At 38.0% G+C, this 14,426-nt stretch carries 11 protein-coding genes; all 11 read right to left on the reverse strand.

What is annotated here, in order from left to right; translation table 11 throughout:
• Positions 1–92 precede the first annotated feature (92 nt).
• Positions 93–902 (reverse strand): transporter substrate-binding domain-containing protein, encoded by an 810-nt coding sequence (locus tag ACSBPO_RS15315; protein ID WP_442594759.1) that lies wholly within the window; start codon positions 900–902, stop codon positions 93–95.
• A gap of 277 nt (positions 903–1,179) precedes the next feature.
• Positions 1,180–1,617, reverse strand: coding sequence for a BrxA/BrxB family bacilliredoxin (locus ACSBPO_RS15320; RefSeq protein ID WP_442594761.1), 438 nt, complete (start codon positions 1,615–1,617; stop codon positions 1,180–1,182).
• A 190-nt stretch (positions 1,618–1,807) separates the two neighbouring features.
• Complete coding sequence (gene meaB / locus ACSBPO_RS15325) at positions 1,808–2,824, reverse strand: methylmalonyl Co-A mutase-associated GTPase MeaB (RefSeq protein ID WP_442600384.1); 1,017 nt, start codon at positions 2,822–2,824, stop codon at positions 1,808–1,810.
• 20 nt (positions 2,825–2,844) lie between these two features.
• Positions 2,845–5,037 (reverse strand): methylmalonyl-CoA mutase, encoded by a 2,193-nt coding sequence (gene scpA, locus ACSBPO_RS15330; RefSeq protein ID WP_442594763.1) that lies wholly within the window; start codon positions 5,035–5,037, stop codon positions 2,845–2,847.
• Entirely contained in the window at positions 5,027–6,883 is a 1,857-nt protein-coding gene (locus tag ACSBPO_RS15335; RefSeq protein WP_442594765.1) for a methylmalonyl-CoA mutase family protein, read from the reverse strand. The genes scpA and ACSBPO_RS15335 overlap by 11 nt, the downstream gene beginning before the upstream one ends.
• A gap of 157 nt (positions 6,884–7,040) precedes the next feature.
• A complete protein-coding gene (locus tag ACSBPO_RS15340; RefSeq protein WP_442594767.1) occupies positions 7,041–8,339 on the reverse strand; it encodes a dihydrolipoamide acetyltransferase family protein in 1,299 nt (432 codons plus the stop codon).
• Positions 8,340–8,373: 34 nt separating this feature from the next.
• Positions 8,374–9,357, reverse strand: coding sequence for an alpha-ketoacid dehydrogenase subunit beta (locus ACSBPO_RS15345; RefSeq protein ID WP_442594769.1), 984 nt, complete (start codon positions 9,355–9,357; stop codon positions 8,374–8,376).
• A 15-nt stretch (positions 9,358–9,372) separates the two neighbouring features.
• On the reverse strand, positions 9,373–10,365 hold the full coding sequence (locus ACSBPO_RS15350; protein ID WP_442594771.1) for a thiamine pyrophosphate-dependent dehydrogenase E1 component subunit alpha: 993 nt from the start codon (positions 10,363–10,365) through the stop codon (positions 9,373–9,375).
• A 75-nt stretch (positions 10,366–10,440) separates the two neighbouring features.
• Complete coding sequence (gene lpdA, locus ACSBPO_RS15355) at positions 10,441–11,862, reverse strand: dihydrolipoyl dehydrogenase (RefSeq protein WP_442594773.1); 1,422 nt, start codon at positions 11,860–11,862, stop codon at positions 10,441–10,443.
• 15 nt (positions 11,863–11,877) lie between these two features.
• Positions 11,878–12,984, reverse strand: a complete 1,107-nt coding sequence (gene buk / locus ACSBPO_RS15360; RefSeq protein ID WP_442594775.1) for a butyrate kinase — start codon at positions 12,982–12,984, stop codon at positions 11,878–11,880.
• Between the two features lie 328 nt (positions 12,985–13,312).
• Positions 13,313–14,410, reverse strand: coding sequence for a branched-chain amino acid dehydrogenase (gene bcd / locus ACSBPO_RS15365; protein ID WP_442594777.1), 1,098 nt, complete (start codon positions 14,408–14,410; stop codon positions 13,313–13,315).
• Positions 14,411–14,426: the final 16 nt, after the last annotated feature.

Consider the following 14,426-nt stretch of genomic DNA (forward strand, 5'->3'; position numbering starts at 1 on the left):
CTTTAATCATCCTTTCCTAGTAAAACTTTCGTTCGTCATCACTTGAAGTAAAAACGTTCAGAGTAACTCCTCTGAACGTTTTTTATTTTAAGTTACTTTACATCTCCGCCAAACCATTTCACAACTAACTTATCAAGTTCACCGTTGCTAATCATTTCATTTAAAACTTTATTAAATTCTGCTGTTAATTCACTATTTTTTGGAAAAGCAATCGCAGATCCAGCCTCTTCCTCAGTAGCGTCTTCAATAGTAAAGCCATCTAAATCTGAATTGTTCTTAAAAAATCCTTCAGCGACTGTATCTTCAATAATAGCAGCATCAAAACGTCCTGCTTTGATTTCTTGAATTAATTCAGGGATACGGTTGCGGTTTTCAATTTTGATATCAACCGTTTTAGCAATTTCATTTGCTTTTTCTTCTTGAATAGTACCTAGTTGGACACCAACCGTTTTACCTTTTAAGTCTTCGATTGTTTTAATACCGCTATCTTTGCTTGTTACAATCATATGGTTTGCTGTAAAGTATACATCAGAAAAATCTACATTTTTTTTACGTTCTTCAGTAGGGCTCATTCCTGCCAATACAAAGTCTGCTTGTCCATTTTCAAGAGCAGAGATTAATCCGCTAAAATCCATATCTTTCACTTGAACATCATATCCAAGCTTATCAGCTAATGCTTTTGCAAGGTCTACATCAAAACCGATAATTTCTTCCCCTTTAGTAGTATCAATATACTCAAACGGAGGGTAATCTGCTGATGTTCCCATAATTAATACTTTTTTATCTTTTCCTTCATTTTTACCGGAAGTTGCATCTTTACTTTCATTATTGCTTGTACCACAAGCTGCTAATAATCCAATCATTAGAAAAGCCATAATGATAAGTGATAAACCTTTTTTCATTCTTTGTTCCTCCTATTATTTCAAAAATATAGTTTAATATTTATTCACATAAATGTATTTTAACACGGTTTAATAAATATGCAATAGTATTTTTAAATATTAATAGATTGGATATTATTTCTTATTTATTAACAGAAAAATCTAATAAAAATAAGGGAATTTGCTTTATTAGTATTATTCTAAGAACCTTAAATTATTCAAGGTAAAATCAAACTATTCAGAAATCAAAAACAAAAGAAAAAGCCTCGGAACATATCCGAGGCATCTCTATTTAGATTTACACTTCTTCACAATATTGTTCAAATGCATTTTGTAATTTATTTACAACCGCCATTGGTTCATGTCCTTCAATATCATGGCGTTCGATCATAGAAACTAATTTTCCATCTTTTAATAATGCAAAAGATGGTGAGGATGGTGGGTAACCTGTAAAATAACTTCTAGCTTTTTCAGTAGCTTCTTTATCTTGCCCTGCAAATACAGTTACTAACTGGTCTGGACGCTTATCATAGTGAAGGGCATGAGCGGCTGCAGGTCTTGCAATACCTCCCGCACATCCGCAAACTGAATTCACCATAACAAGAGTGGTACCTGGCTTATTTAAGGCTTGTTCTACCTCTTCTGGTGTTTGTAGTTCTTGATATCCGACATGCGTAATCTCTTGACGAGCTTGACGAACGACATCATTCATAAATAAATTAAAATTCATATCCATGTAAAAAAACTCCTTTCATTGCTTATATATACATCATACCAATTAATTCATAAAAATTTCAATGTAGGAGGTTTATCCCTAAAAAAAACGGGTAGTATATCTGTGCAGCCAGATTCATACCCCAATACTCCCTTTTTGACAGGACAGCACATTTACGTGTTGTCCTATTTTTTTAGGCAGCTATATATATTTATGAATTTCTTTCTATTAAGAACAACTCATCTACTGCAGATGCAACGGTTTTCTTACCGTTCATCACTTCTTCTTCAAGAATTGGAAGTGCTCTTTTTATTCCGGACTGTTTAAAAAAACGAAAATGCAACTGATCACTTATTAGGGAATATAACCAATGTTTGTTCTGAATCCTTCTTCGTTCTGCAAAAATACCTGAATCCTTTGTTGTCTTTTCAAACTGCTGGAGCATAGTCCATATTTGCTCCACTCCTTCCTTAAAAAGAGCAGAGCAGGTGTAGGCCTTTGTTTTCCAACCGAAAGTGGCGGGTTGTAAGAAATGGAGGATCCGATTATATTCCTCTTTCGTTTTTATAGCCAGAGGTCTATTCTCCCCATCTGCCTTATTAACGATGGCGGCATCAATCAGTTCCATTATTCCCTTTTTCATTCCTTGAAGCTCGTCTCCAGCACCTGTAAGGACAAGCATCATAAAGAAATCGACCATATCACGAATGATGGCTTCACTTTGACCAACACCAACGGTTTCCACTAAAATAACATCAAAACCAGCGGCTTCACAAAGCAACATTGTTTCACGTGTTTTCCGATGAACTCCACCAAGCTTTCCTCCAGATGGGGACGGTCGTATAAAAGCTAATGGATGACGTGAAAGCTGCTCCATTCTCGTTTTATCACCAAGTATACTTCCTCCACTAATACTTGAACTAGGATCAACAGCCAAAACAGCTACACGTAAGCCAAGTTCACATAGATACACTCCAAATGCTTCTATAAATGTACTTTTACCGGCACCAGGAACACCAGTAATGCCAATTCGTAATGATTTTCCACTATGAGGTAAAATTCTTTCCAATAGTTCTTGAGATTGGGAAAAATGTTGCTCCGCATTACTTTCAATCAAAGTAATTGCACGAGCCAGACTGCTTCGATCACGTTTTAATATCCCATTATACATCTGATCTACTGAATAGACTGGACCGTTCTTTTTTTTAAAACGGCCCTTTCCTATCATTTCATCCCTATTATCACTCATTACTGTGACACTTCCTCATATCCAAGCTGTCGATAAATTGCTCGAATCACCTTTTGAGCTGCTACAGTAATAACAGTCCCTGGTCCAAAAATTGCCGCTGCTCCATGCTCATAGAGATACTGATAATCTTGGAAAGGAATCACTCCTCCAACGACAACCAAAATATCTTCTCTGCCAAGCTTCTTCAATTCTTCTATCAACTGAGGCAGTAAAGTTCTATGTCCTGCTGCAAGTGAACTCATTCCAATCACATGTACATCGTTTTCAACTGCTTGACGCGCCGTTTCTTCCGGTGTTTGGAACAATGGTCCAATATCCACATCAAAACCTAAATCGGCAAAAGCAGTTGAAATAACTTTTGCACCGCGGTCATGACCATCTTGCCCCATTTTAGCAATAAGAATTCTCGGTCTTCTACCTTCATTCTCTAAAAATTCATCCGTCATTTCCTTTACAACGTTGATTTCCTCATCATTTGAATAAGCACTACTATATACTCCGCTAATGGAACGAATCATCGCTTTATGTCTACCGGCAACCTTCTCAATAGCATCTGAAATTTCGCCTAATGTCGCTCTCACTCTAGCAGCTTGAACAGTATATTCTAATAGATTACCTTCACCTTTTTCAGCCGCTTCCGTTAGTTGGGCAAGAGCTTCTTTTACCATTTTTTCATCACGAGAAGTTTTGATCTGCTGCAATTTTTCTAATTGCTTTTCTCTTACTTCCGTATTATCAATATTTAAGATTTCTATTGGCTCTTCCTCTTCTAATCGATATCGATTGACACCAATAATCACTTCTTTACCTGAATCTATTTGAGCTTGACGGCGAGCAGCTGCTTCTTCAATTCTCATTTTTGGTAAGCCTGTCTCAATTGCTTTCGCCATTCCACCTAAGCTCTCAATTTCTTCAATATGCTCCCAAGCACGGTCAATTAACTGTTGTGTTAATGCTTCCACATAATAGGAACCACCCCAAGGGTCTATTACATTCGTAATACCTGTTTCTTCTTGTAAAAATAATTGAGTGTTTCGGGCAATTCGAGCCGAGAAATCAGTAGGTAAGGCTATTGCTTCATCTAATGCATTGGTATGTAGAGATTGTGTATGCCCCATCGCCGCTGCATGTGCTTCTAATAGTGTACGAATCACATTATTATATGGATCTTGCTCTGTTAAACTCCAGCCGGATGTTTGCGAATGTGTTCTTAACGCTAAAGATTTATCGTTTTTAGGATGGAATGATTTCAACATTTTTGCCCAAATAAATCTTGCCGCGCGCATTTTGGCCACTTCCATAAAATAATTCATGCCTACTGCCCAGAAAAACGATAACCTTGGTGCAAATGAATCAATATCAATACCAGCTTTTAAACCTGTTCTCACATACTCCAACCCATCGGCAAGTGTATAGGCTAATTCAATATCCGCAGGTGCCCCTGCTTCCTGCATATGATAACCAGAAATGCTAATACTATTAAATTTCGGCATGTATTTTGCTGTATACTCAAAAATATCTGCAATAATCTTCATAGACATTTCCGGTGGGTAAATATACGTATTTCGAACCATGTATTCTTTTAAAATATCATTCTGTATCGTACCAGCTAATTTTTCTTTGCTAACCCCTTGTTCTTCGGCTGTTACGATAAAAAAGGCTAGTACAGGTAGGACAGCACCATTCATTGTCATCGAAACAGACATTTGATCCAATGGAATTCCAGCAAATAATATTTTCATATCTTCCACAGAGTCAATGGCTACACCGGCTTTCCCAACATCTCCAACTACACGGGGATGGTCCGAATCATATCCTCTATGTGTTGCTAAATCAAAAGCCACTGACAATCCCTTTTGTCCCATGGCAAGATTCCGACGATAAAATGCGTTACTTTCTTCTGCCGTTGAGAAACCTGCATATTGCCTTACGGTCCATGGACGATTTACGTACATAGTAGGATATGGTCCTCTGGTATATGGGGCAATACCAGGCATATCGTTCAAATGTTCAACGCCAGCAATATCTTCTTCCGTATATAGAGACTTTAATTTGATTTGTTCATTCGTTTCAAACAACAAATCATCTATATTCTGATTGATTTCAGCTTCTGCTTTTCTTTTCCAATCCTCTTTTGAAAAAGTTGGGACGGTATCTAGTTTTATTTTTCGAAAATCAGGTTTATTTTTCATTTGGAGACACCTCCTCTAATTTAGTCATGATGGAAGTAAGGAATTCATAGCAGTTTGTCTTGACATGGATGAATTGCTGAATTCCAGCCTTTAGCCAATCAGTTTGAGTCTCCTTTTCTGGTAAACCTGCAAGATAAAAACTTACTTCAGGATTAGCTAGTTTCAACTTCTGAATGCTTTCAGGTCCTAATTCAATATACTTTTCATTCGAACTGCAGAAAACGTAATGTTTTAAACTAGTCTCATTAATATAGGCTTGAACATCGTCAAGTTCAAACAATGAATGACTTCTGCTATTTTCTAATCCTCCTGCCGATAGAAAACCAGAGATAAAATCTGCTCTTGTTTTATATTGCTTTAATTCGCCGAAACAAAGAAGACCGATTGGAGTTTTATTTTCCAGTTGGTTAGCACGGTATCTAAGATTTTCAAACGACTCTGATAGTCTAGTAGGAAAAATTGATTGAATGGTATGGTATTCACCGCTAGCAAAGGAGAACGTATTTATCTCTTTTGTTTTTGAATGTTTTACTCCCTCATCCAGATTGGCATACGCATTTGTCCCAATTATACTTTGTTTTCTTATGCTAACATCTAGAAGTCTTTTATGAAGAACTTGTGATACTTCATTTTGTATCCAGTTAGTTGATAGAACCTCCATTATTCCACCTTTTTCATCAATGGATAAAAAGTACTCCCAAGCTTTTTCAGCTAGTTCATTGGTTAATGATTCGATGTACCAAGAGCCACCTGCTGGATCAACAATATGTTTAAGGTTAGATTCTTCCATTAAAATCAATTGAGTATTTCTAGCTAAACGTTCTGATAAACTAGTGATCCCCTCTAACTCATTAAAGGCTCCAACCTGTAAAAATTGAACGCCACCTAAAACTGCGGCAAATGCCTCGTTTCCAGCACGTAGGATATTAACATGTGGGTCGTACAAAGTTTTATTAAACGAAGATGTCTCAGCAATGATTTCCATTCCTCGCTTTTCTGGAGAAATATTGTATGCCTCCCCCATTTTATCCCATAGAACTCGTGCTGCTCTCAGTTTTGCTAGTTCTAAGAAAAAGTTAGATCCGATTTGAAATTTAAAGATCATTTTTTCAAATAGTTTCTCAGGAGAAAGACCGCGTGCAGATAGTTCTTCTAAATAAAAAACACCTGTAGCCAACGCAACAGCCAATTCCTGGACAGCATTAGCCCCGCCGTTATGATAAGGGGTAGTGTCTATTAGGATCGTCTTTATATTAGGTAATACTTCTGCTGTCGATTGGATTGTTTCTGTCCATGTATCAAAATAGTTGTTTAACGAGATTGGCAGAGAACCATTTGTAACTAAATAGGACATCGGGTCTTCTGCTACATAGCCTGAAACATCTTTATCAATAGCAACAGTAGATAATATAGAAGCAAAAGCTTCATGAAATCCTTTTGTATCTATCGCAAGAGGAACACCATCCATATAACGATTAAGTAATCCTTGAAGCTTATTAGTATCTTCTAAAAGTGATTGGTTTACCTCAAACGATAAAGCAGTTTGACCTTTTTCTAAAACCTCCGTAAACTTTTCTTCTAATTCTTCCACATTTTGATAAGTTATCGTTTGAGAAATCTTCCATGGATTGGAATGATTCCCTAGTGCCTGAAGCCCTCTTCGATAATTGGCTCCTCCAGGAAAACTGGTTTTTATATCACAATCTTCTTTTAAATAAAGCGGTTTCAAAATAATGTTTTCATATGTATGATGAAAAAGGGATTCTAGTTTCTTTCCTTTTAAAGATTCCTCAGCTTTTGCTTCCCATTCCTTATAGCTTGAAGGTAAAAATGTCTCATTCCTCATTTGGATGCTGTTATGACAGCTTCCCTCCTCTCTATTACGCTTATTTTTCTATAAATTCTAAATTATTTCTTACATATATATTAGTATAAATGAGGATAGAAAGAAATAATAGAAAGAAAACAAGAGCGACTACACTAGTAGCCACTCTTGTTGTAATTTAATAAATAGAAGTTGTTTCTTTTGAAGTATTCTCCAGAATTTCCTTTACACGCTGTAAGAAACGGCCACAAACCAAACCGTCTAGGACACGATGATCGAGTGACATACACAGATTCACCATATCTCTAACAGCTATCATGCCGTTGTTCATTACAACAGGACGCTTTACAATTGATTCTACTTGTAAGATTGCCGCTTGTGGATAATTAATGATTCCCATTGACTGAACAGAACCGAAAGAACCAGTATTGTTTACCGTGAAGGTTCCACCTTGCATATCTTCTGATTTCAATTGACCTTTACGAACTTTAACAGCTAGCTCGGTGATTTCACGGGCAATGCCTTTAATTGTTTTTTCATCAGCATTTTTAATAACTGGAACAAACAATGCATCATCTGTTGCCACAGCAATGTTTAGATTAATATCCTTCTTTTGTATAATCTTATCTCCAGCCCACATGGAATTAATTTGTGGATATTCTTTCAAGGCTTGAGCAACCGCTTTAACAAAGAAAGCGAAGAAGGTTAAGTTAAAGCCTTCTTTTTTCTTAAACTCATCTTTAAGAGAATTACGGTACTCTACAAGATTCGTTACATCTACTTCCATCATTGTCCAAGCATGCGGTGCCTCATGCTTACTGCGAAGCATATTAGCAGCAATTGCTTTACGAACACCTGTAACCGGAATCTCAATATCGCCAGGCATTGTTGGAACGGAAGGAGCCGGAGCAGCAGCTTTTGGTGCAGCTGGTGCTGATGATGCAACTTGTGCAACGGGAGCAGTTGGTGCTTCCACAACTGGTTGTGCCGGAGTTGTGCCTGCTTTTGGTATATTTCCTGATTCAATTACACTCAATAAATCTTTACGAGTGATACGTCCACCCGCACCTGAGCCTTTGACTAGTCCAAGGTCAATTCCATGTTCTTGGGAAAGTTTAAGTACGGCTGGGGAGTAACGAGCTTTATTTGGAGCATCAGCTTCCACAGTTTGTGTTGCAGCAACTGCAGTTGCTTCACTTGTAACAACTGGTGTAGAAGTCGTTTCCTCTGCTCCACCTTCAACCTCGATAGTACAAATAATTTCACCGACAGCAAATGTATCGCCATCTTTTGCAATTAATTCTTTAATAATACCTGTAAAGGAAGATGGGATTTCAGCATTCACTTTATCTGTCATCACTTCTGCAAGTGGATCGTATTTATTTACTTTGTCACCAACAGCTACAAGCCATTTACTTATTGTGCCTTCAGTAACACTTTCCCCTAGTTGGGGCATTTTAATTTGTTCGATAGCCAAGGTGTAAAACCTCCTCTAAAATTCTTAGTGCAAATTAAAACTCTGCTAATTCACGCATCGCCTTTTCAACTTTATCCGGATTAACCATAAAGAATTTTTCCATTGTTGGAGCATATGGCATAGCAGGAACATCAGGGCCAGCCAAACGTTTAATCGGTGCATCAAGCTCAAATAAGCAATTTTCGGCAATAATAGCAGAAACCTCACTCATGATGCTTCCTTCTTTATTGTCCTCTGTGACTAATAGTACCTTGCCAGTCTTAGATGCAGCTTCAATAATAGCTTCTTTATCTAACGGGTATACGGTGCGTAAATCAAGAATATGAGCTGAAATTCCATCTTTAGCTAATCTTTCTGCCGCTTGAAGAGCAAAATGAACACATAAGCCGTATGTAATAACCGTGATATCTTCACCTTCACGCTTCACATCCGCTTTCCCAATCGGTAATACATAATCCGTTTCAGGAACCTCACCCTTAATTAAGCGGTAAGCTCTTTTATGCTCGAAAAATAATACTGGATCTTCGTCACGAATCGCCGCTTTTAATAACCCCTTTACATCATAAGGAGTAGAAGGCATAACAATTTTTAATCCTGGTGTGTTTGCAAACATCGCCTCAACAGATTGTGAGTGATAAAGTGCACCGTGGACGCCACCGCCATAAGGAGCACGAATAACCATTGGACAACTCCAGTCATTGTTAGAACGGTAGCGAATTTTTGCTGCTTCCGAAACAATTTGATTCACTGCCGGCATAATGAAATCAGCAAATTGCATTTCTGCAATTGGACGCATTCCATACATGGCCGCACCAATACCGACCCCTGCAATAGCAGACTCAGCAAGTGGTGTATCAAGTACACGGTATTCACCAAATTGATCATATAAACCATTGGTAGCTTTGAAAACGCCACCTTTTCTACCTACATCTTCTCCAAGAACAAAAACTCTTGGATCTCTTTCCATTTCTTCTCGAATAGCCATTGTTACCGCATCGATATATGAAATTACCGCCATGATTGTTCCCCCTTACTATTCCGCATAAACATATTTCAAGGCATGCTCAGGATCTGCATATGGTGCATTTTCCGCGTAATCAGTTGCCTCATTTACCAATTTTGCAATTCGGTCATTCATTTCTTTTTCCAGCTCATCTGTTAATACGCCAACCTCTTTCAAATAAGCAGCAAAAGTAATGATTGGATCCTTTGCTTTCGCTTCCGCAACTTCTCCTTGCTCACGATAAGCTCTGTCATCGTCATCAGATGAATGTGGAGTTAATCGGTATGAAACAGTTTCAACTAATGTCGGACCTTCGCCACGACGACCGCGATCAGCAGCTTCTTTTACCACTTTATATACTTCTAATGGATCGTTGCCATCAACAGTAAATCCAGGCATTCCATAGCCGATTGCACGATCAGAAACTTTTTCACAGCCTAATTGCTTTTCAATCGGAACTGAAATGGCATATTTGTTGTTTTCACACATAAAGATAACCGGAAGTTTATGAACTCCAGCAAAGTTAGCACCTTCATGGAAATCACCTTGGTTTGAAGATCCCTCACCGAAGGTTACAAAAGTGACTAAATCCTTTTCTTCTAGCTTCCCAGCAAGTGCAATTCCAACGGCATGCGGAACTTGGGTAGTAACAGGAGAAGAACCAGTTACAATACGATTTTTCTTTTGACCAAAGTGACCTGGCATTTGTCGGCCACCAGAATTAGGATCTTCTGCTTTAGCAAAACCAGACAGCATTAATTCTCTAGCTGTCATACCAAATGTTAAAACAACACCCATGTCACGGTAATAAGGAAGAACATAGTCCTTTTCTTTATCAAGAGCAAATGCAGCACCAACTTGAGCAGCTTCCTGTCCTTGACAAGAGATAACAAATGGAATTTTACCTGCACGATTTAATAACCACATACGCTCGTCAATTCGACGTGCTAATAGCATGGTTTCAAACATTTCCAATACTTTTTGATCACTTAAACCTAATGCTTGGTGACGATTTTCCGTCATTTCTTTAACCTCCTATGTTTGAACATGTAACTTGAAAATTTCTCCATATCCCCATATGGTTTTATTTTATAAAAATTATCCGTGGATGGCTTTACCATCTACTGCCAGTGCTGCCTCACCAATTGCTTCTGACAAGGTAGGGTGTGGATGGATGGTATGAGCAATTTCCCATGGTGTTGCATCTAATACCATTGCTAGACCAGCTTCAGAAATCATATCTGTAACATGAGGACCAATCATATGAACACCTAATAAATCATCTGTTTCCTCATCAGCAATAATTTTAACAAAGCCATCACTTTCACCAAAAACTAGCGCTTTTCCAATAGCACGGAATGAAAATTTTCCAACTTTTACTTTATGGCCTTTATCAATAGCTTGTTGTTCAGTCAAGCCAACACCTGCCACCTCTGGTGTACTATATATACATTTAGATACTAAATTGTAATCAATTGGTTCTGGAGTTTTATTTGCCATATGTTCAACCGCAACAATTCCTTCATGTGAAGCAACGTGTGCAAGCTGTAATCCACCGATTACGTCTCCGATTGCATAAATATGGGATTCCTTCGTTTGGTAGAACTCGTTTGTAACAATTGCACCTCTATCGATTTGGATTTCAGTGTTTTCAAGCCCAATTCCTTCAACATTTGCTTGGCGTCCAACTGAAACCAATAATCTTTCAGCACTAAACTCTTTATTTTCTCCCTTAACCTCAGCAGAAATCGTTACACCATTGTCCTTAACTAATGTTTCGGGAAGTACTTTTGCACTTGTAACAATTTTAACGCCCTTTTTCTTCATTAGGCGCTGCATTTCTTTAGAAATTTCTAAATCTTCCGTCGGAATAATTCGGTCTGCATATTCAATAACAGTAACTTCTACACCAAAATCCGACAACATAGAAGCCCACTCAATTCCAATAACGCCACCACCTACAATAATCATTGATGTTGGCAGACTTTCCATTACCAATGCTTCATCAGACGTTAAAACATATTGACCATCTACTTCAAGCCCAGGAAGAGTTCTTGGTCGAGATCCTGTTGCGATTAGAACATTTTTTGGGATTAACATTTCGTTTTCACTACCGTCGTTCATTTCAACTGAAATCGTTCCAGGCATTGGAGAAAAAATAGAAGGGCCTAAAATCCTTCCCATTCCTTCAAAAACATCAATCTTTCCTTTTTTCATTAGCATTTGAACGCCTTTATGTAGTTGATCCACAATTTTTGTTTTTCGTTCTTGGACTTTTGAAAAATTAACACTCACTTCGCTAGTCATAACGCCAAAATCTTCACTATGTTTCGTTTGTGCGTAAACCTCCGCACTTCTTAATAAAGCTTTACTTGGGATACAACCTTTGTGTAAACATGTTCCTCCCAGTTTGCCTTTTTCAACAACCGCCGTTTTTAATCCAAGCTGTGCCGCTTTTATAGCAGCAACATATCCGCCAGTACCACCGCCAAGGATGACTAAATCATATTCACGTGCCATTTAACTAACTCCTCCTTAAACCGAAGTCGCCTTTTTCATATTACCAGGATACTCCTTCACTTGTTCTTCTCCCCTAAGGACACGTAAAGCACCTTCAACAAGTGCTTGAAGTTCATTTTCACCTGGATGAATAATAACATCGGCTATCCAATTAATCCGATCACTAATTTCTTTAACAAATTCTTTTCCATACGCTAAACCACCAGTAAGGATAATGGCATCTACTTTCCCATTCAGAACAGCGCTTGCGGCACCTATTTCTTTAGCAACCTGATAGGCCATTGCAGAATAGACAAGAGCAGCATTAGAATCACCTTTTTTTATCATGTGTTCCACTTTTACAGCATCATTTGTTCCTAAATACCCAACTAATCCACCTTGCCCAACCAGTTTTCTCATAATTTCTTCCCTATAATAGTCTCCGGAAAAGCATAGTGAAATTAGATCTCCTGCGGGAACGGTTCCAGCACGTTCTGGACTAAAAGGACCATCTCCATGCAGACCGTTATTGACATCAACGACCTTACCATTCTTGTGAACACCTACAGTTATACCTCCACCCATATGGGTAACAATTAAATGAAGATTTTCATACTTCTTGCCTAATTCCTTGGAAACCCTTCTTGCAACTGCCTTTTGATTTAAGGCATGGAAAATACTTTTTCGTTCAATTAGGGAGAAGCCAGAAATTCTAGCAATATCATCCAATTCATCTACCACTACGGGATCTACAATATAGGATGGAATATTTAAACCTGAGGCGATTTCAAAAGCAATAATTCCACCAAGATTGGAAGCATGTTGACCAGCATAACCTTCTCTTAAGTCATGAAGCATTAAATCATTTACAGCATAAGTACCGCCCTCAATGGGACGAAGTAGCCCACCGCGACCACAGACAGCACTTAATTTGGAAATATTAATACCTTCATTGTCTAAAGCCTCTAAGATGGTATTTTTTCTAAATTCATATTGATCAATGATATTTTCAAAAGAATTTATGACTTCCGAGTCATGGCGAATTGTTTTTTCTAGGATAGACATTTCATTATCGAAAACCCCTATTTTCGTAGATGTTGAACCTGGGTTGATAACGAGAATTCGATATTCTTTATCTAACAACGTAGATTCCTCCAGTTAAAAAGAAAAACATTTATTTTTAAAAGAAAAGCGCAAGCGCCTTGGTAAGCCCCGACAAGCAAATGTTCTCTCGCGTAAGAAGTCTGAACTTTGACTTCTTACGCGAGAGGTTATTTGACCAAGGAAGAAGTGATTTTTCTTCTTCCAGCGAGGGTCTAGGCAGGAAGAAATGAAGTACTTTCTTCCCTGCTGGAGCTAGACAATTTTCGAAGTCCAAAAAAGCTTTCTTACTTATATAAAAAAGGTAAGAGGGGCTAGTATAGGTAAACAAATTCTTACCTACCTAGTCCCTATTTTCTTAACGCTCTTTTTACTTACGACGACTTAAAATGTGGTGTCCATTTTGTAAAAATTGACTACGTGAGTTGCGCATTTTTTCTATACGTTCTTCAGCCATACGGTCAGCTGCAAGATAGGTTGGAATTCCGTCGCGTTTTGCAATTTCAATTACTTTTTCAATGTTGTTATAAATTGTTTCTACTTTTTTCATTGCACGTTCAGCATTGTAGCCATATAATTCATCCGCTACGTTGATAACCCCACCAGCATTGATTACATAATCTGGTGCATAAACAATTCCCATTTCATGGATAATATCTCCATGACGTGTATCCTTTAACTGATTATTAGCTGCACCCGCAATAACCTTTGCTTTAATTTGCGGAATAGTATCATCATTAATGACGGCACCTAATGCACATGGAGCATAAATATCGCATTCTACACCATATATTTCATTAGGGTCAACTGCACGAGCTCCAAACTCCTCAACTGCACGTTGTACTGCTTCTTTATTTATATCAGTAACAATCAGTTGTGCTCCTTCTTCATGTAAATGACGGCATAAATTATATGCAACGTTACCGACACCTTGAACAGCAATCACTTTTCCTTCCAGAGAATCGGTACCAAATGCTTCTTTTGCTGCTGCTTTCATTCCACGGTATACACCATATGCTGTTACTGGAGATGGATTTCCTGAAGAACCGAACGCAGGTGAAATACCAGTTACATAATCTGTTTCTTCATGGATAAGATCCATATCAGCAACTGTTGTACCCACGTCTTCAGCTGTGATATAACGGCCATTTAGCCCTTGAATGTAACGACCGAATGCACGGAACATTTCTTCGTTCTTATCCTTACGAGGGTCACCGATAATAACCGTTTTACCGCCGCCAAGATTTAATCCCGCTGCAGCATTTTTATATGTCATACCTTTTGCTAAACGAAGAGCATCTTCAATAGCAGCTTCTTCTGTTTCATATGTCCACATACGAGTACCACCAAGTGCTGGTCCTAAAGTTGTATCATGAATAGCAATAATAGCTTTTAAACCTGAAGATTTATCCTGGCAAAATACCACTTGCTCATAATCATACTTTTCTAAATACTTGAAGATTTCCATTATTAATTCCTCCCCA

The organism is Neobacillus sp. D3-1R (assembly GCF_052180215.1).
Classification (GTDB): domain Bacteria; phylum Bacillota; class Bacilli; order Bacillales; family Cytobacillaceae; genus Pseudoneobacillus.

What these genes read in the sequence shown, in the direction of transcription:
- bcd (WP_442594777.1), bottom strand. Translation starts at nt 14,410, where the DNA reads ATGGAAATCTTCAAGTATTTAGAAAAGTATGATTATGAGCAAGTGGTA.
- meaB (WP_442600384.1), bottom strand. Translation starts at nt 2,824, where the DNA reads ATGATAGGAAAGGGCCGTTTTAAAAAAAAGAACGGTCCAGTCTATTCA.
- ACSBPO_RS15315 (WP_442594759.1), bottom strand. Translation starts at nt 902, where the DNA reads ATGAAAAAAGGTTTATCACTTATCATTATGGCTTTTCTAATGATTGGA.
- ACSBPO_RS15345 (WP_442594769.1), bottom strand. Translation starts at nt 9,357, where the DNA reads ATGGCGGTAATTTCATATATCGATGCGGTAACAATGGCTATTCGAGAA.
- lpdA (WP_442594773.1), bottom strand. Translation starts at nt 11,862, where the DNA reads ATGGCACGTGAATATGATTTAGTCATCCTTGGCGGTGGTACTGGCGGA.
- scpA (WP_442594763.1), bottom strand. Translation starts at nt 5,037, where the DNA reads ATGAAAAATAAACCTGATTTTCGAAAAATAAAACTAGATACCGTCCCA.
- ACSBPO_RS15350 (WP_442594771.1), bottom strand. Translation starts at nt 10,365, where the DNA reads ATGACGGAAAATCGTCACCAAGCATTAGGTTTAAGTGATCAAAAAGTA.
- ACSBPO_RS15335 (WP_442594765.1), bottom strand. Translation starts at nt 6,883, where the DNA reads ATGAGGAATGAGACATTTTTACCTTCAAGCTATAAGGAATGGGAAGCA.
- ACSBPO_RS15320 (WP_442594761.1), bottom strand. Translation starts at nt 1,617, where the DNA reads ATGGATATGAATTTTAATTTATTTATGAATGATGTCGTTCGTCAAGCT.